At 58.1% G+C, this 17,835-nt stretch carries 14 protein-coding genes; 6 read left to right on the top strand and 8 right to left on the bottom strand.

The window, feature by feature from the left end; translation table 11 throughout:
* Positions 1–46: 46 nt before the first annotated feature.
* From A9Q02_RS23070 to A9Q02_RS23055, 4 genes are all read right to left on the bottom strand, one after another.
* Positions 47–415: a roadblock/LC7 domain-containing protein gene (locus tag A9Q02_RS23070; protein ID WP_097655432.1), complete on the bottom strand. Its 369-nt coding sequence runs from the start codon at positions 413–415 to the stop codon at positions 47–49.
* 219 nt (positions 416–634) lie between these two features.
* On the bottom strand, positions 635–1,939 hold the full coding sequence (locus A9Q02_RS23065; protein ID WP_245860826.1) for a sugar ABC transporter substrate-binding protein: 1,305 nt from the start codon (positions 1,937–1,939) through the stop codon (positions 635–637).
* A 54-nt stretch (positions 1,940–1,993) separates the two neighbouring features.
* On the bottom strand, positions 1,994–4,381 hold the full coding sequence (locus A9Q02_RS23060; RefSeq protein WP_097655431.1) for a DUF4129 domain-containing transglutaminase family protein: 2,388 nt from the start codon (positions 4,379–4,381) through the stop codon (positions 1,994–1,996).
* A gap of 12 nt (positions 4,382–4,393) precedes the next feature.
* Complete coding sequence (locus tag A9Q02_RS23055) at positions 4,394–5,179, bottom strand: TatD family hydrolase (RefSeq protein WP_097655511.1); 786 nt, start codon at positions 5,177–5,179, stop codon at positions 4,394–4,396.
* A gap of 136 nt (positions 5,180–5,315) precedes the next feature.
* Between A9Q02_RS23055 and A9Q02_RS23050 the strand changes: the two genes are divergently transcribed.
* Genes A9Q02_RS23050 through A9Q02_RS23040 form a run of 3 tightly spaced genes read left to right on the top strand, consistent with a single transcriptional unit; the run spans position 5,316 to position 8,697 of the window.
* Entirely contained in the window at positions 5,316–5,990 is a 675-nt protein-coding gene (locus A9Q02_RS23050; RefSeq protein ID WP_097655430.1) for a potassium channel family protein, read from the top strand.
* Entirely contained in the window at positions 5,987–7,339 is a 1,353-nt protein-coding gene (locus A9Q02_RS23045) for a TrkH family potassium uptake protein (RefSeq protein WP_097655429.1), read from the top strand. The genes A9Q02_RS23050 and A9Q02_RS23045 overlap by 4 nt, the downstream gene beginning before the upstream one ends.
* 5 nt (positions 7,340–7,344) lie before the next feature.
* Complete coding sequence (locus A9Q02_RS23040; RefSeq protein ID WP_097655428.1) at positions 7,345–8,697, top strand: TrkH family potassium uptake protein; 1,353 nt, start codon at positions 7,345–7,347, stop codon at positions 8,695–8,697.
* A gap of 135 nt (positions 8,698–8,832) precedes the next feature.
* On the opposite strand, the gene A9Q02_RS23035 is transcribed toward A9Q02_RS23040, so the two are convergent.
* From A9Q02_RS23035 to A9Q02_RS23020, 4 genes are all read right to left on the bottom strand, one after another.
* Entirely contained in the window at positions 8,833–9,621 is a 789-nt protein-coding gene (locus tag A9Q02_RS23035) for an alpha/beta hydrolase (RefSeq protein ID WP_097655427.1), read from the bottom strand.
* Positions 9,622–9,634: 13 nt separating this feature from the next.
* Positions 9,635–10,198, bottom strand: coding sequence for a bifunctional adenosylcobinamide kinase/adenosylcobinamide-phosphate guanylyltransferase (locus tag A9Q02_RS23030; protein ID WP_097655426.1), 564 nt, complete (start codon positions 10,196–10,198; stop codon positions 9,635–9,637).
* Between the two features lie 143 nt (positions 10,199–10,341).
* A complete protein-coding gene (locus tag A9Q02_RS23025; protein ID WP_097655425.1) occupies positions 10,342–11,721 on the bottom strand; it encodes a circularly permuted type 2 ATP-grasp protein in 1,380 nt (459 codons plus the stop codon).
* Positions 11,722–11,727: 6 nt separating this feature from the next.
* Positions 11,728–12,705, bottom strand: coding sequence for an ATP-grasp domain-containing protein (locus A9Q02_RS23020; RefSeq protein WP_245860825.1), 978 nt, complete (start codon positions 12,703–12,705; stop codon positions 11,728–11,730).
* A 362-nt stretch (positions 12,706–13,067) separates the two neighbouring features.
* Here A9Q02_RS23020 and A9Q02_RS23015 point away from each other — a divergent pair, with 362 nt between their 5' ends.
* The 3 genes from A9Q02_RS23015 to A9Q02_RS23005 all read left to right on the top strand — a co-directional run.
* Positions 13,068–13,964: a YihY/virulence factor BrkB family protein gene (locus A9Q02_RS23015; protein ID WP_097655424.1), complete on the top strand. Its 897-nt coding sequence runs from the start codon at positions 13,068–13,070 to the stop codon at positions 13,962–13,964.
* A gap of 21 nt (positions 13,965–13,985) precedes the next feature.
* On the top strand, positions 13,986–16,010 hold the full coding sequence (locus A9Q02_RS23010) for an ArnT family glycosyltransferase (protein ID WP_172451305.1): 2,025 nt from the start codon (positions 13,986–13,988) through the stop codon (positions 16,008–16,010).
* Between the two features lie 13 nt (positions 16,011–16,023).
* Positions 16,024–17,835, top strand: a 1,812-nt coding sequence (locus tag A9Q02_RS23005; RefSeq protein WP_097655422.1) for a DUF389 domain-containing protein, incomplete at its 3' end; no start/stop codon positions are given.

The raw sequence follows: 17,835 nt of genomic DNA, 5'->3' as shown, positions 1-17,835 counted from the left end.
CTACGTAACTCGTTGCCCGCGTGTAACACAGAGCCTGGGAAACAGCCTAGACGAGATTAATCAACTCGTTGGCGGTGCGGCGCATATCGAGGAAGACCAGGCCAAGCTTGGCACGACTCTGCGCAAGAGCGGTCAAGACGGCCTCGTCACCGATAGCCATTAGAATCACATATCCTTCTTCACCCCGAACAAAGACTTGATCGAGTTGACCGCGCCGCAACTCATTGGCAATCCGCTCACCAAGCGAAAGCATTGCCGCGCTCATCGCCGAGACCCGATCTTCCTCAACATCAGCGGGCAGCGCCGAAGCCATGATGAGACCATCAACACTGACGACAGCCGATGCCTCGATGTCAGGCGTATTCATTGACAGGGCCTTCAGATGCCGCACCATCTCTTCGGTTCTGCTTGCCATTTATATCCTCCTTGGGCCATCAACCAGTTGTGGGGTAAAGGCGAGAATGTGCCAGTCTCTACCGGCAAAGCACACGGGCCATAGCGCGATGACCGTCCTAGCCTATTCTACTACATCTTGAGACTACGGGCAACTTGTTTACTTCGTGCCAATGGGATAGAACGGGTGACTCTACGGGTGCAAGTGTAATGACTAGCGCTTGTCGTAATTATACCATTATCAGGGCCTTGTTTCGAGGCGGTTACGCAACATTCCATCGGCCTGTTCAACTGCTTGCTCAGGGGTAAGCAGACGACGCAAAACACTGCTATGCATATCGAGCAAAATATTCCAGACAACCTCGTTGGCGATCCGGCCATTGGGCATTGGCAAGCCGACCTGGGCCTGGGTGCGAAAAGCAATGGCGGCATCACGCAAGGCTGGATCAAGGCCGGTATCTTCAGCTTCAAGATCGAGGCTCATCAACACCGGTTGGCGGCCAGCGCGCAACAATTCGCGCTGGGCGACCTCGTCCAGCAGATAGGTGGCAAGGGCGCTCGCCGCCGTCCGCTCGGCTTGTTCGCCGAGGCGGGCATTGAAGACCAACACATCACTCTGCACCAGGGGTTGCGGCTGTTGATTGCTCCCCGACAGATGCGGCAAAGGCATCACCCCCAGATTACCGGGCCAGATCGTCTGATAGACCGGCAAGGCATGGGCCCAATCAATCGTCATTACGGCCTGCTGCGCCATCACCGCATTGTCCACACGCACCCCATCGAGTCGCGCAAGCAGCCGTGGATCTTCACGGAGTTGCAGCAGCCAGTTGAGCCAGGCTTCGGTGCCCTCGCGCCCATCGAGGCCAAGGACGATTGCGCCCTCATCATCAAAGACCCGCCCACCAAAGGCGTAGAGATAACCAAGCGTACGGTCGAGGTTGAGATTGTAGGCAAGCCCCCAGATCGGTGGGTTGCTACTGGTGACGGTCAGGCCACGCGCCGTCGCGAGCAGCGGATCGAGATCAGAGGGCGGCGCTCCGGTGAAATTCGCTCGATTATAGTAGAGGGCCAGCGTATCAAAGGTGATTGGCACGCCATAGAGCACCGGGCCATCAACGGTTGCGGTGCGCGCCGCGCCAACCGCAACGGGCAAGAGTTGCGCCACCGTTCGCGCGGGGATCAGATCCTCAGCGGGGAGCAAGGCGGCCTCGTCGATCAAGAACCCAAGCGTATGACTCGGCACAATCGCAACATGGGGGCCGCCACCTTCAGCCACGGCAAGCGCAAGATCGCTGCGCAGCGTCGCGGCAGGGCGAGTTTGCAGGACAATTTGCACCCCTGGGGTCGTACGATTAAAGCGCTCGATCAGCACCGCAAGCACCTGAGCCTCAGCACGGGGCCAGGCATGCCAGAGGATCAAGACGGTACGCTCATTCGAGGCAACTGCAGGCGACGTCGGTGGCGGCGAGGTGCTGCCGGTTGAACAGGCAACGAGCAATACACCCATCAGCCAGGCAAGCAGGAGAGATCTAAGTTGCAAGAGCATCTGCACCACTGCTCCTTTTGGGCTACACAATGAGCAAGTATAGCATGCATGGTGCTACGAGCGTTGGAATTGGCTCATCCGATCGGGCAGAGCCGTAAAGATGCGCCGGACAAGCGCCCGATGCAAGGCTTTGCGCGCTTCATCAGACGGAAGTTCGACACGTGCCCCACGGAAGAGTTGCCCGGTAGCCTGAGCTGGCCCACCATACTGTTCACGGGCATACGCCCTGGCAAGCTGAACGATCGTCGCTTGATGGTCGGGCAATGCGGCGGCCAACAGCGCCCCATATTCAGCCGGGGTCACTTGTTCCGCCTGGCCGAGACCACTCCACCGGGCAAGCAACGCCATCCCGGCGTAAGCTGCGCCCACCTGACTCAGCCCATACAACTCGTACCGCCAGCGGGCATAGAAGGCAAGCGCCAGCAAGCCAAGGGCAGCCAGGATCATCCCAAACGGCCCTAGCGACCAGGCGTTTCCAGAGCTAGCAGAGGTTCCGCCGGTCTGCAGGACACCAGGAACAGGAATCTGATCGAGAGCCTCATCGAGCTCATCAAAACGGCCAGGATCGGGGGTGAGCGGGGCAAGCGGGCCACCAGTATCACTGCTATCCGAGCCGAGATTGGCAGTAAGGCGGCGCGACGGGACAACCGTATAGCTTGCCGCCGTTGGCTCAAAACGCTCCCAGCCAAAACCAGGGAAATAGACCTCGGGCCAGCTATGGGCCACATTTTCACGGACAACATAGACACCGCGCTCGGTATCAAACTCGCCACCCGCATATCCACGTACCCAACGGGCGGGAATACCTTGTGAGCGCAGCATGACAACCATCGCCGAAGCGAAATAATCACAGTAGCCGGTTCGCTCTTCAAACAAGAACCAATCAACCAGATCGGCATCCGGTGGAGGTGTCGTGATCGACTCGCTATACGGAATCGTGCGGAGGTAATCCTGGATCACGAGCGCCTGGTCATAGGGCGTCAACGCCCCATTTTCGGCGATGAGACGCGCCGCGAGTTCATAAGTACGCGGCGTGACCGTCTCGGGAAGAGCAAGATAACGCTCGCGCACCCATTGCGGATAATCATTACCCGAGGCACGCAGGCTGGCGACATCGGCAAAAGACATCAGCGCCGTCACCGTATAGACCTGCTCGGCCCGAAGGCGTTCTTGAGCCACGACGAGGGCGAGTTCATCAAAATTGGGCACATTTACGCCACCACTCAGCGCGTAGTTATGTTCAACCAGGGTAGGGAGGCTAATCTGATACGGTGTACCGCCCACCATCACCAGATCATCAAGCCGATCCGACTTCATCGTAAACGTCTGCACAACTTCACGGCGGCCCTGCCCAGGTGAGACCGGAAGAGGTTCATCAGCCTCGCGAGGGGTACGCGCCTGTTCAGGGGCACCGACACCAAGCGCAGCGCGAGCCTGTTCACCAACCGTATTTTGCCAGCCCTGGCCGGTATACTTATCAAACGCGACCGCCCGCCAGTAATCATACTCGAGCGAGCGCACCTCCATGACCGCATCAGCCGTCAACTGACGAGAGCCACCAAGGGCTGCGCCACGTGACGTAAAGGCCCCGCTACCGGCACCAGGCGGGGCGGTAATTGTACTAAACATATCCTCCCACTGCTCGCGGGCGGCCTTAAACGGACTACTGAGCATCGTCCAGGTACGCGTGGCGCGATCAATCGAGACCTCACCGGGCAAAAAGGCCGTCAGGATGATCAACAGGCCACAGACAAACGTCGCCGACCAGAGAAAGCGCAGCGGGAGCAGATCGGGATACTCGATCTGGCGTGCGTCCCAGAACGCCTGACGCTGGATAACATTTTGATAGACAAGCAGCAGCAGCGCCGCACAGAGAAAGACAAAAAAAGGCATCGTCGGCTTGGGCAAGACATAGGTATAGTTGATCAACGCCACCAGCGCATTGAGCAAAATGGGCCGCCAGGTCCAGCCACGGCGCAAGACCATCCATGCCGTACTATAGGCAAGCAGCCAGACCAAGAGGCAGAGGACAAAGACAAAGAGCAGGATATCCTCACCGCGCCCACCGGCACCGATCACGCGGGTCCAGATCAGGCCACGGATCAAGAGATCAGTCGCCTGATCACGCCAGGTCATCAGGCGCGCATCCATCAGCTCGCCGAGCAGATGGATCGCCCAGGTAAACCCGAGCATCCCGCTGAGCAGATGAGCCAACCCAGGATTAAGCCAGGGCAAGCGAGCAAAGATCGCCCCGAGGACAAGACCAAGCAGGGCCATCGGGCGCAACACCTCGAGGCCCGAGGCCCAATTGGAAACCGAGAGCGACCAGACGACCGCGCCGGTCATCAACAGGATTAGCAGAAAACCGGGTAAAACCTCAGCCAGTTCACGGCTCCACTCACGGGGAGCAGGCCGGTTGGCCGATGTGGTTAATGTTGTCATACGTTCTATCGATCAGCGCATCCGTGGAAAGATACGCTGGGCATTTGCGTCTACGGTTGTCGCCACCTCGGCGAGCGGTTGCTCACGCAGGGCGGCAAGTTGTTCAGTCACGAGCCGCACGCGGGCGGGCTCGTTACGTTTGCCCCGGTAGGGATGCGGGCTAAGATAAGGGCTATCAGTCTCGGTGAGCAGCATCGTCAAAGGCGCACGACGTGCCACCTCGTGCAGAATCGTGGCTTTGGGAAAAGTAAGCGGCCCTGAAAACGAGAGCAAAAAGTTCAATTCAAGGCAGATCTGGGCATAAGCCCAGTCACCCGAAAAAGAATGCATTACCCCTGGCACACCCCGAGCGGACTCGGCAAGCACCTGCACCGTATCGTCGTGGGCATCGCGGCTATGGATCACCACCGGAAGATCGAGGCTCCGTGCGAGATCGAGTTGCTGGCGAAAGACGAGCGCCTGAGCCTCAGGTGAGGCCCGCATCCAATGGTAGTCAAGGCCAATCTCGCCAACGGCAACCACCTTGGGGTGACGAGCGAGATCGCGCACCTGGTGGAGCCAGTCAGGGGGCAGATCGGCAACATGATTAGGTTGCACGCCAACGACCGCAAAGATCTGCGGGTACGCCTCAGCGAGGGCCAAAGCGGCACGCGAAGAGGGTAGATCGTAGCCAATTTCGATGATCCGCGTCACGCCATCAGCGGCAGCACGGGTGAGCACCGCCTCACGGTCGGCATCAAATTGCGCAAGCGCAACATGCGCGTGGGTATCAATAAAGGGAATAGAACCGTCACTCATATAGGCATTGTAGCATAGCTGCGGTACAATATGACTCACTGTTGGCAGAGGTGCCAGCTACGCTGGCACCTCTGCCAATGTGACACCATCTTTGAGGATGCCGCATTGTCACCCTAAGGGGATCGAAGGATAGACTATGGCACGCGCAAGTCGGCAAGAAGAATTTGCTGTGATTGGGCTAGGGCGCTTTGGCAGTTCTGTGGCTTTGAATTTGATCGAGCGGGGCTATACGGTACTTGGCGTTGACCGTAGCCCCGAGATTGTGCAGACGCTCTCGGATCGTATTTCGCAGATAGTGGCGCTCGACTCAACGAATGAAGATGCGCTACGCGCCGTTGATATTACCTCGTTTGATACGGTAGTGGTCGCGATCGGCACCCATTTCGAGAATAATCTGATGACCACCGTCACCCTGAAGGGCCTGGGGGTGCGCCGTGTCGTCTGCAAGGCGATCAGTGAACGCCAGCAACAGATCCTCTTGCGGATCGGGGCTGATCAGGTAGTGCTGCCTGAACATGAAGCTGGGGCGCGGCTTGCCTGGCGGCTGGCCGAACCACGGGTGCTGGAACATCTTGATCTTGGTTCGGGTTTCAGTGTTGCCGAAATCCATGTCCCCGAGTGGCTCGTAGGGCAATCGCTGATGATGAGCGGGCTCCGCAAACGCTACAATATCAACCTGCTTGCCATTAAACGGGACGGCCAGATGATTGTCACCCCGCCAGCGGATATGCTTTTTGCGCGTGGTGATATGATGCTGATTATTGGGGCCGATCATTCGATTAGCAGTTTCTGCCATCAGACACAATCATGACCCTGCCTGCCCAACGACGACCGCTACCACCACCGGTGCGCCTGGCCATTGGCCTCGTCAGCTTTATGTTCCTTGGAGCCTTCCTGCTCCATCTGCCGATCTCGGGACGTGATGGCAGCCTCACCTGGAATGAGGCGCTCTTTACCGCAACCTCGGCACTGACGGTAACCGGATTGACCATTATCACCCCGACCAGTGATCTGTCGATCTTTGGCATGCTGATCTTGCTGACCCTGATCCAGATCGGTGGCGTCGGCTTTATGGTGATTGCCGTCGTCATTCTGCGTTTGCTCGGGCGACGCATTAGCCTAGCCGACCGGCTCACCCTGAGCAATTCGCTTGGGTTGCTCTCACCGGCGGCAATTGTCACGCTGACTCGCAATGTGCTGGCAACAGTGCTCTTGATTGAAGCGGTCGGAGCGCTCCTGCTCTATTTTCACTGGCGCGGCGATCCACGGCTGAGCGAGGGCCAAGTGATCCTCTATGCTATTTTTCACGCGGTCTCGGCGTTTTGCAATGCCGGCTTCGAACTCTTCAGCGGTACCCCGGGGTATCCTGACGGCATTCCCCGCGATACGCTGAGCCTGACGATTATGGGGTGGCTGATCTTTCTCGGGGGGCTAGGCATTCCGGTGATCGGCGATCTTTTGCTCTACTGGCGGCAGCGTCGGTTTTCACTGCATACCCGGATCACCTTTACGGTGGTTGCCTTCCTGGTCTTCGTGGGCATGGTGGGGATTTTTATTGCGGAAGGGCGCACAGGTGGCACCCTTGCCGAAGAACCAGCCTATCGCCGCCTCGTGATGAGTCTCTTCCAATCGGTCTCGGCACGGGCGGGTGGGTTGGCCGGGATTCCCGATTTTGGCGAGATTAGCATTGCAACTCGTTTATTGCTGATCATGCTGATGTTCATTGGCTGCGCACCCGCCTCGATGGGGGGAGGCATTACGACAGGAACCTTTGCCGTGCTGACGATTTCGGTCTGGAGTTATGCACGAGGGCTGACCGAAGCCCAGTTTGGAGGGCGCACGCTCGCCGTCGGCACGGTGCGCAAAGCAGCCGCCGTCCTGACAGTCTCGCTCCTGGTTGTGTTCACGAGCATCTGGTTACTTGTGCTGACCCACGATGTCGCGCTTGATGTCGCTGCCTTCGAGGTCGTCTCAGCCTTTGCGACCTGCGGGCTCTCGCTCGGGATGACAGGTGATCTTAATCTCTTTGGTGAATTGGTGATTGTTTTTATGATGTTCTGGGGCCGTCTCGGGGCATTGACGTTGATCGTCGCGATCACACGCCAGCAGAATAACCTGCAGATGGTACGCTTTCCTGAAGAACAGATTCTCATCGGATAAGTTTTATGCCATTGGCAAACCAATTGCGGCCTCTACCACCACCGCTAAGGCTGGTATTGGGGCTGGTTGCCCTGATGTTCATCGGGGCCTTTCTCCTCTGGCTGCCTATTTCAGGGCAGAACGGCGGGCTAACCTGGAACGAGGCGCTCTTTACGGCAACCTCGGCCCTCACCGTGACCGGTCTTTCGACGATTACCCCCATCACCGACCTATCGCTCTTTGGGGTGTGGATACTCTTGATCCTCATTCAGAGTGGCGGGGTCGGTTTTATGGTGATTGCCGTGGTGGTTCTGCGCCTGATCGGGCGACGGATCAGTCTGACTGATCGGCTCGCCCTGCAAGACTCGCTGGGGCTGCTTTCCCCAGGGGCGATTGTCACCTTGACCCGCAATGTGCTCGCGATGGTCTTGCTGATCGAAACACTTGGGGCGATCTTGCTCTACCTGCACTGGCGCACCGATCCGCGCCTCAATGAAGGGCAGGCCCTGCTCTATGCAGTTTTTCACGCAGTCTCGGCGTTTTGCAATGCGGGCTTTGATCTCTTTAGCGGAACTCCCGGCTACCCCGAGGGCATTCCGCGTGACAATTTCAGCCTGGCGATTATGGGCTGGCTTATCTTCATTGGCGGCCTCGGCATTCCCGTCATTGGCGATCTCCTGCTCTTCTGGCGCCAGCGTCGCTTTAGCCTACATACCCGCATCACGCTCACGGTGGTCAGCTTTCTCGTGGTCGTCGGAACCCTCGGTTTCTTCTTTGCCGAAGGCCAGCCTGGGGGAACCCTGGTTGATGAACCGCCCCTGCGCCGCCTCCTGATCTGCTTCTTTCAGTCGGTCTCGGCACGGACGGCAGGCTTTGCCGGCATACCCGACATTGCTCATATTACTGATGCGAGCGAGTTGCTCTTGATTGTGCTGATGTTTATCGGATGTGCGCCGGCCTCAATGGGGGGTGGCATCACAACCGGGACGTTTGCCGCGCTGATGATTTCCCTCTGGAGTTATGCCCGTGGGCTGAGTGAGGCGCAATTTGGCGGACGAACCCTGGCGGTTGGGACGATGCGCAAGGCCGGAGCCGTGCTGACCGTCTCGTTGCTCGTCGTCATCACGGCCATCTGGCTGATTCTGATCACCCATGATGTCTCGTTAGATCGCGCCTCCTTTGAAGTTGTCTCGGCTTTTGCCACCTGCGGTCTTTCGCTGGGGCTCACCAGCGAATTGAATCTCTTTGGGCAATTTGTCATCATGGGCGTCATGTTCTGGGGCAGACTCGGCGCCCTGACCATCGTCATCGCCATTGCCCGCCGGCAGAGTCAGGCGCAGATGATCCGGTATCCGGAAGAGCAGATTTTAATTGGGTAACCGTCGTTGGCAAGCTACGCATGCTCCCAAATCGTGATGCCTCGGAAGACCCCTCGCTGCACTCGGGGTGACCATGCGGCATGGCTTCGATGCATTGGGAGCGGAGCCTAGTAACGCCGTTTACCGGTCGCGCTGTCACTGAACGAGTGCCGCAGTGATCGCGTCCCAATAGGCAGGAAAGGTTGCCAGATTATTGTGCCGACCGCCAGCGATAGGATAAAAGCGAAGTGGGGCAGTTATCCTGTCGGACAGACGTTCACCATCAGCAAAAGGTACGATTTCGTCTTCTGTGCCGTGGATGATGACCACCGGGCAACTCACCTGACCAAGCGAGGCCGAGACATTCAGCGGATACTTGAGCAAGAATGGGGGCAACCAGGGAAACTGACGGCGGGCAAGAGCCTCCAGGCTATAAAAAGGGGTCTCGAGGATCAGCATACGGGGTTGATGCTCAGCCGCTAGGCGCGTGGCCGGGGCACTCCCGAGGGAGCGGCCATACAGCACCACCTGATCCTCGCGATAGCGTTCAAGGATCCAGGCATAGGCAGCTTCAGCATCGGCATACACATCCGCTTCACGGCGGATCTGACCGCTACTCTGACCATACCCGCGATAATCAATGATGAGCAGATCATACTGATACGCCACGAGCTCTGGCGCGACCGCCCCCCATGTCCGCAGACTCCCGGCGTTCCCATGGAGATAGAGAATAACCCCCTGCGGGTCTGGGACACGAAACCAGAGGGCATGGAGTTGAGCGCCTTCGGCGTTCAACCAGACCTCCTCAGCAGGATGGCCAAAGACATACCGGGTCCCCGGCTGATTGCGCTCAGGAAAGAAGATCAACTGCTCTTGCCAGAGAAAGATGACGACGCAGACGAGCAGATAGAGCAACAGGCAGAGAACAAGCAGACGAAGAAGCATAGGCACCTTCCTGCTACGCACGATGCCAGGCCGGTGCGAGGTGTTTCAACTCAATGGGAAGCCCGGCAATGACCAGGTAGACTTCATCGGCAACGGCGCTGATCCGTTGGTTGACAAGCCCGAGCAGGTTGTGATAGGCCCGATCTTCGGGTCTATCGGCAACAAACCCCATCCCAAGCTCTTTGGTGACGATGATCAGGGTCAGGTTCCGCTCACTGGTCATGGCAAGAATGGCATCCAGTTCCCCGGCAAGGATTGCGGAAGCCTGGGCAGGAGCGTCTCGATGAGCTTCCAGCAGGTTGTGAGCCAGGAGTGAGAAGCAATCGAGCAAAACAACCGTGCCAGGTGGGGCATGTTCCATCGCCATCACCAGGTTCGTCGGCTGCTCAAAGGTTGTCCAAGAGAGAGGACGACGGATCTGGTGATCCATGATCCGAATGGTCAGTTCCATATCATCATCATCAAGTTCGGCAGTTGCGATGTAGAGTACCGGGAGTTCGAATTGGGCCGCATAACGTTCGGCGCAAAGGCTTTTGCCACTGCGGGTGCCACCAATAAAAAGGGTAATTGCGCTCATAGCAGATAAAAACCTCGACCCTGAGATGAGGGCAGGATAGATAGCCGTCTTCCAGTAAGGGCGCGGCGTGCCGCACCCCACGCCCCAGTAAGCGCACGCGGCGCCCCAGCGCGTCCCGTAAGCGCACGCCGCGCCCCAACGGATCAGGCTTCAATAACAAAGACGGGCACGGTACTCCCGCCACCAGCGGTGACGTTGAGCAGCGTGACGGTTGACAAGCGACAGAGGCTCCCCTCGACGTGCGAGCCAAAGAGGAAGGGGTCAGTATCGACGAGTCGCTGAGTAATTTCGACCTTGCCATCAACAAGCGTCGGATAGGGTTCGTAGGCAATTTGGACACGCTCTTGGACGACAAACGGTTCGCGGAGCGCGGCGGTGAGGGCTGCCTCCCACTCATCACGACTGGCTTCCCAGCCAATGGTAATGCCCTTGCCACCATAGTCGTCATTGGGCTTGAGCAGCAGACGATCGCGGTTCTCGCGAATAAAGGGGAGCAGGTCGATGTGCTCGTCTTGATAGGTTGTTGACCCAGGGCGAACGACACGGGTCCAGGGAATATGGGCAGCGAGAGCGGCTTGCTGCGCTTGACTAAGCGCGCTGGTAAACTGCGCATCCGAGAGCAGGGCAAAGAGCGATTTTTTGTGGAGCAGTTTGGCCTGGAAGGAGTTGACGATGACACACGCCCCGGCGGCATAGGCCTGCACCAGCGGATGGTCAAGCGCCGCATCACCGTAGTGCAGCAAAAACTCAGTCGTGAGCACGCGCTTGAAGACGATGGTAACAGGCGTCGTCTTGCCCGCGACCTCAGCCAGAAGTTGCCCCTCACGGAACTGCAACTCATCAGGTGAACAGATCACCGCCGTGAGGCCATGGGCGGCAAAAAAATCAGCAAAGAGCACAAATTCGGTTGCGGTCGGCAAGCCGTACCAATCAACAATCGCGACCGTCGGCTCACCGCCAGGCGAACCAGCCTCGCGCCATGAGGCAAGCAACGTCTCGAGCAAACGGTGGCGGGCAGGCAATGCACGGAGCGTATAGTGACGCATAAATTCTTGCATCACCGGCGTCGCCAGAAAGACCTCGCTCAACAGGTCTTCATACGCAATCGCCGCAGGACTCTCAGCGTTATACTCGACAAACTGCAGCGACGTGCCATCAACGGTCAGAAAGGTATCCATGCGTGAATGGGCGCTCGGCTCAAGGTAGCCCGGATGCATCGCAAGAAGCGCCTCTTCCTGGGGCGTCAACAGCAGGATATCGCGCACCGCCTGACCAGCGGCCCCGCCCTCACGAGCGGGGGCCACGACCGTACGGGCAGCTTCGGCAACAAGGTTGACGCCCTGCTGCAACCAGGCATATTGCGTTTCGCTGACAAGGCGCGGGCGCAGCACGGTCGTCAACGGACGGTCACCGAAATAGAGCTGGCGCTCACGCATGGCACTGGTAAGATGCGCCCACGAAGCGGTCGCCAATTCGGGGGAGAGCAGACGATGGTAGGCGTCAATTGCAGCCGAGAGACTCATAGTACCTCACTCACCCTGGGACGACGCCAGCGGAGTGGCCGGGGTCGCCGCTGCGATGAGTCGGCCCCAGGCATAATCGCTCGGCATAGCACGACCCTTGAGCGCCAGATCAATCGTAAAGTCAGCCATCTTCTTGACGACCCAGTCAAAATAGTGCGGGGTCAAAGAGTTGACATCAAAATCAGGGGCCGGATTGGTAAAATCGATCGCGTAAGGCACGCCGTCTTTCAACGCAAACTCGACGGTATTCATATCATACCCGAGCGCCTCGTTGATCTTGAGCGCATTCGCCGTGACGATCTGGCCCTCTTCGGGGGTCAGGTAGTTGTCATCGCGGAAGTAGCGATGCGGCCATGGAGCATTGGCATCAAACTTGATCGTCATGATCTCTTTGCGGCCAATCACGATACAGCGGACGTATTTCTCCCAGGCGATATACTCCTGGAGCATCATACACTCGGTTGTCGTCTCATTATAGGCACGCCAGAGATCCTCAAAATTATTGACCCGGTAGACCTGCTTGAAGCCGCCGCCCCAGGCTGGTTTGAGAATAACGGGGAAGCCGCCGACATACTCAACATGGTCGCTCCAGGGAATAGGATATTTCAGGTTGCGCAGCGACTCATCGACCACGCCCTCAACATAAGAGTGGGATGGCAGCGCGATCGTTCGCGGATGCGCAATGCCAAGCCGCGTACAGATGCTTGCGCCAAAAAACTTGTCATCGGCACTCCACCAGAAGGGATTGTTGATAACATGGGTTCCCGAGAGCACCGCATTTTTGAGATACGTTCGGTAATACGGAATTTCATGGCTAATTCGATCGATGATCACATCGTATTCACATGGTTCAGCCATCATCGTACCCCCGAGTTTCACAAACTCAGCGGTCACACCCTGATCGCGGCGATTAACTTCTTCGATAAAGGCGGGGGGCCATGACCATTCGCGGCCCACAATGACGCCAATTTTTTTGGTGCTCACATCTACTCCTGCTATACCGGCGTGCCAAGCGCTTTGAATTGTACCACACAGTGCTATCTGTGGTATCGTATGCAAGGATTTCTTGCGTGGCGCGAAGCCAAGCTAAGCTGGCTTCGCGCCACGCCAAGGTAGCAGCATTTAGGCTCAATACCTTGCAAATAAGGCGGCTATTTTGACGCAAAGGCGCAAAGGCGCAAAGGTTTTTGCGTAGGTGAGCTTCACCCTTCGCGTCTTCGCGTCTTCGCGTGAGCTTATTTGAAAAGTATTGCATTTAGGCTACCTTATGGCCCCAGGCATTGCGCCAGCGCACGCATGGGTTTGGAGTGTGACAACCCGAAGCTTAGGAGGAAGGGGTAATAACGATGCTTGATCGCGTACGGGCGAATCCCGTGGTGCGGCTGGGGCAGGTTACGTTGGCAAAATACCAGAAAGATCTGGTGAATAATCTGGCGGCTGCCATTGCCTATTTTGCGGTCTTTTCTTTTTTTCCCATGATTCTCGTCGTCGTGAGTCTGGTCGGCTTTTTGATTGATGTTGATAGTGTCGAGGTGCAAGAGCAACTGCTGGTGCTGGTTGGCTCGGACGAAGTGCGGGCATTGATTACCCAGACGCTCGCGAATTTTCGCGATAATCGGCTCAATGCCGGCTTGCTCGGCTTTGCGACGCTCTTTATGACCGCTTCGGGCATCTTTGCCGCGCTCAGTCGCTCTTTCGATGTAATCTGGGAGATCCGACCGGGGATGAACGGCAAGAAGCCTGGGCTGGTAGCGGCAGCAGTCGCAATGATCTTGAATCGGCTGGCGGCGTTTGGTATGCTGTTGATCAGTGCCGCCGTGATCCTGCTCGCAATGATGGCGAATGTCGCGATGAGCATCGTAGGTAGCTATACCGACTGGTTACCAGGGCAAGATCTCTTGTATCTGCTTGGTCAGGTTGGGGTGACGCTCGTGCTCTTGACCCTGGTCTTTGCGGCGATGTTTAAGCTGCTGCCGAGCCAGCGGATCTATTGGCGCGATGTTTTTCCGGCTGCCTTTATCGCCTCAATTGGCTTTGCGCTGCTGCAATCGGTGGCAAGCCTGATCTTTGCCAACATCAATTATGCTTCCTATGGGGCGGTTGGTGGCATGATGACACTGTTGCTCTGGATCTTTCTGTCGGCCCAGGTCATCTTGATCGGCGGCGAGATCTCGTTTGCCTGGACCTATATCTTTGGGACACGCAAAGGGCAGCCGATCGCGGTCTTGCAAAAAACTGAGTAGATGTGCATGGATTCAAGTCAGATGCCCTCCCCCTCTAACGTTGCATCGGGTGCCAAGAGCTCGTATCGTGAAACGGTGCTGATCCCGGTGTTGCTGCTCGCAGCCTTTGGGCTAGCTCTCTTTGCGCAGATGCGCTGGCTGAGCCTGCGTGCTTTTGATGGCTGGGCACTGGCGTCCGCCTTACTGGCGGTACCAATACTGATGCTGGCCCTTAGAGGGGTGAGTCGCGAGATGCTGTTGCGGCCCGCGCCACGCGAGACGCAGCCATCGGTGCCAGCAGTGACATTGACCGACGAGCGTTGGCGGATCGGGTTGCTGATGGCCGCAGTCGTTGCCACGCTCATCTTGCTGGCGGGTCTGGCGCTGCCAAGTCCGGCGAGTGGATACAATTGGTATGCCCTCTTGTGGATCCTCGCCATCGGGTGCAGTCTGGCGGCCTTTGCGCCAGCGCCGAGCACATGGCCTCGTCTGCGCTGGCCCACCCTTGCCAAAGCACAGCCCTGGATGCCACTGGCGGGGTTGACGCTGGTAGCGCTGGTGTTGCGGGTCTGGCAACTCGACGCAATGCCGGCAACCCTCGGCGGCGACGAGGGGTCACAGGGTCTCGAAGCAATGAAAGTCTTGCGGGGCGAGATCAACAATCCCTTTAGTACAGGGTGGCTTGGCGTCCCGACGATGAGTTTCTACTTCAACGCGCCGACGATCGCGCTCTTTGGGCATACCTTTGTCGGGTTGCGACTGCCCTGGGCGCTGATTGGCACGCTGACGATCCCGGTCACCTATCTGTTGGTGGCCCGCCTGACCAACCCCGGTCTTGCGCTGGGAACGGTGATCTTGCTGACCGGGTTTCACTACCATCTGCACTTCTCGCGGCTCGGCTCGAATCAGATTGCCGACGGCCTGTTTGTGGCCCTGATGCTGCTGTTGCTCTATCGGGGGTACGATCGGCGCGACCCACTGGCATGGGGGTTGAGCGGCATGGTGATCGGGCTGGCGCACTTCTTTTACGCCGGCGCACGCCTGACAGTTGTGCTGGCGATTGCCGTGCTGCTCCTCCTGCTGATCCGTGACGGGAAGCAGCTGTGGCGTGAGCAGCAGAGCGGGATCGTCGCCCTGTTGAGCGTGGGTCTGGTGACGGCGGCACCAATGATTCAGTACGCCTTCCGGTTTCCTGACGATTTCAACGCCCGCATCAATGCCGTTGGCGTCTTTCAGAGCGGGTGGCTCGAGCGGGAACAGGTCATTCTGGGTCAAAGTGCGTTGGAGATTATGACGACCCAGTTCTGGAAGGCCATCCTGCTCTACAATGCCATCTCTGATCCGACGTTCTGGTACGGTACGCATGATCCGCTCTTTGGGCTGGTCGAAGGAGCCTTTTTCATTCTCGGCCTGGGCTATGCAATCCTGCATCTGGGGAACCGGCGGCTCTTTCCACTCGTCGCCTGGTGGGGCGGGGCCGTCATTATTGGGGGGGTCTTGACCGAAAATCCGCCCTCATTGCAACGGTTGATCACCACGGCGCAGCCGGCGGTCTTCTTTGTCATCCTTGGCCTCGCGCTCTTTCTGCGCGGGGTCTGGGCAGCGATCGCGGTGCAAGTGGGGCGCAGTTTCTGGCTCACCATTGGCACGATTGCGCTTGTTTTAAGCCTGCTCAGCGTGCGCTATTATGTCGTTGATTACACACCACGCCGGATCTATGGTCACACCAATAGCCTGGTAGCGACAAGCATGGCCGGCTACGTGCTTGAACGGGTTGACCCGGAAGCACTCGTCGTCTTTCTTGGAGCGCCACGGATGTATTACGGGTTCGGGACGATTCTGTATCTGACAGGGGAAAGCCGAGGGCTGGACGTGACCGAGCCACTGACAGCACCCATCGGAGGCGAACTTGCCAATCTTGGTGAACCCCTGGTCTTTATCTTGCTGCCCGAACGTCGCGATGAGCTTGCGTTCATCACGCCCCGGTTCCCCGATGGTACGCTTGAAGTTGTGCCGTCGCCACTTGACGATGAGCCGCTCTTTTTTGTCTATCGCCCAGATATGTAGATGAGGATCATACGTGGCACGAAATCTTCGTTCACGCAAAAGCACCGTCATTGTCGCGGCCGATGAGCCAGAGCCAGTTGAAGAGATGGTTCGGCTTGCCGAGTTGCTCTCGGAAGGCGATCAGGCGCGCATCATCGTCCTAACCGTTTCGCTTGGTTCGGTGGAAGATGAAGCAGAGAATGTCGGTGCCATCGAGCAGGTCGTGAAGCGGCTGAACGAGCAAGGCACGCCGGTCAAGACGCTGGGCGTCAATGCATCGAGTGTAGCACGGGGTGTGCTTGATGTTGCACGTGAATATGGGAGCAATCTGATTCTTCTTGGCCTCAGTCGCGATCCTGCCCAACGTTCGGGGATTGGTTCGATCGCCGAGAATATCGCGGCGACCTCGCCGTGCCCGGTGGTCATCTACCGTCCAGGCACAGCCGAGATCAGGCAGATCACGGTGGCCTGCGATGTGACCGATCTGTCGAAGGAAGCCTTACGGGTTGGTAGCCAACTGGCCGAACATCTGGGGCGTCCGATGCAGATGGTGACGGTAGGCGAAGCCCAGACCGGTGGCGCAACCCGGCGTTATCTGCGGCGGAGGCTTGAGGAACTGGCACTTGACCCGAATCTCGCGCGCACCCATATCAACGATGATGATCCGATACGGGGCATTTTCAAACGTACCGATGAACAGACAATGCTTGTGACGGGCTACGACTACGCCCATGCCGACGAAGAGGACTGGTTCTACAACCGGGTCGCCAAAGCGTTATTGCGTGGCGCTGACGGGCCTGTCGTGCTGGTGATTCGCGAGCGAGGCGCGACCCAGGCAAGCCCGAACCCCTCGTTGTTCACCTGGATCAAACGCTGGCTGCGCCCAACCGTGACCCCAGTCGAGCAACGTGAATTGTTGAGTCGTGCCGACCAGATGAGCCGCACGAGTCTCGATTACAACGTGCTGGTCGTGATTGCCGCCATCCTCGCCTCCTTGGGTCTCTTATCGAACAGCAATGCGGTCATCATCGGAGCCATGCTCGTGGCCCCCTTGATGTCGCCCTTGATCGCCTTTGCGTCCGGCATCGCCGGGGGGCGCACGAGCATCATCCGGCAAGCCGTGTTGACCCTTGTTGAGGGCTTTGTCGTTGCCTTTGGGGTGGCATGGATAATTGGATTGCTGAGCCCGGGGTTGATCGTGACGAGCGAAATGGCGGCGCGGGGCAATCCAAGCCTGGTTGACCTTGGTGTCGCGCTCGCTGCCGGCGTGATCGCCGCCTACGCGCAAGCCCGTAAAGATATTCCGGCTGCCCTGGCTGGCGTCGCGATCGCCGCCGCTTTGATGCCGCCTATCTGTACTGTCGGCATTGCCGTCGCCATTGGTGACAGCCCCCTCTACCAGGGGGGGCTCCTCCTCTTTCTCACCAACATTAGCGCCATCATGTTTGCCGCTACGACAACCTTTGTCTACCTTGGCATGCGCCCGCCCCCCGCCGAAGCCGCTCGCGTCCGGCGCATCGGCTCACTGATCAGTATTGCAATGTTTGGGCTCATCCTCAGCCTGATCGTCGGCTTTGCCGTCAATCCGCTGTCGAATGCACGGATCGAGCGTGAACTACGGACGGCTTTTCCCAATGCGGAACTGGTCAGCGTCGAACTACGCCGGAGTGACCCGCTGCGCATTATTGCAACGATGCGGCAGACAGCCGACATGCCGCTCACCAGAGAGCAGGTCGCGCAGGGGCGCGAGGCTATGGAGCAAAACCTCGGGCGGAGCGTGCCCAGAGGTGTGAGGCTAGATGATATCGCTTCGGGATACACGTTCTGTTTCAACACAGGCTATGCA

This window comes from Candidatus Chloroploca asiatica, from assembly GCF_002532075.1.
GTDB classification, from domain to species: Bacteria; Chloroflexota; Chloroflexia; order Chloroflexales; family Chloroflexaceae; genus Chloroploca; species Chloroploca asiatica.
This window is presented reverse-complemented; position numbering and strand designations above follow the sequence as displayed.

What these genes read in the sequence shown, in the direction of transcription:
- A9Q02_RS23070 (WP_097655432.1), bottom strand. Translation starts at nt 415, where the DNA reads ATGGCAAGCAGAACCGAAGAGATGGTGCGGCATCTGAAGGCCCTGTCA.
- A9Q02_RS23065 (WP_245860826.1), bottom strand. Translation starts at nt 1,939, where the DNA reads ATGCTCTTGCAACTTAGATCTCTCCTGCTTGCCTGGCTGATGGGTGTA.
- A9Q02_RS23060 (WP_097655431.1), bottom strand. Translation starts at nt 4,381, where the DNA reads ATGACAACATTAACCACATCGGCCAACCGGCCTGCTCCCCGTGAGTGG.
- A9Q02_RS23055 (WP_097655511.1), bottom strand. Translation starts at nt 5,179, where the DNA reads ATGAGTGACGGTTCTATTCCCTTTATTGATACCCACGCGCATGTTGCG.
- A9Q02_RS23050 (WP_097655430.1), top strand. Translation starts at nt 5,316, where the DNA reads ATGGCACGCGCAAGTCGGCAAGAAGAATTTGCTGTGATTGGGCTAGGG.
- A9Q02_RS23045 (WP_097655429.1), top strand. Translation starts at nt 5,987, where the DNA reads ATGACCCTGCCTGCCCAACGACGACCGCTACCACCACCGGTGCGCCTG.
- A9Q02_RS23040 (WP_097655428.1), top strand. Translation starts at nt 7,345, where the DNA reads ATGCCATTGGCAAACCAATTGCGGCCTCTACCACCACCGCTAAGGCTG.
- A9Q02_RS23035 (WP_097655427.1), bottom strand. Translation starts at nt 9,621, where the DNA reads ATGCTTCTTCGTCTGCTTGTTCTCTGCCTGTTGCTCTATCTGCTCGTC.
- A9Q02_RS23030 (WP_097655426.1), bottom strand. Translation starts at nt 10,198, where the DNA reads ATGAGCGCAATTACCCTTTTTATTGGTGGCACCCGCAGTGGCAAAAGC.
- A9Q02_RS23025 (WP_097655425.1), bottom strand. Translation starts at nt 11,721, where the DNA reads ATGAGTCTCTCGGCTGCAATTGACGCCTACCATCGTCTGCTCTCCCCC.
- A9Q02_RS23015 (WP_097655424.1), top strand. Translation starts at nt 13,068, where the DNA reads ATGCTTGATCGCGTACGGGCGAATCCCGTGGTGCGGCTGGGGCAGGTT.
- A9Q02_RS23010 (WP_172451305.1), top strand. Translation starts at nt 13,986, where the DNA reads ATGCCCTCCCCCTCTAACGTTGCATCGGGTGCCAAGAGCTCGTATCGT.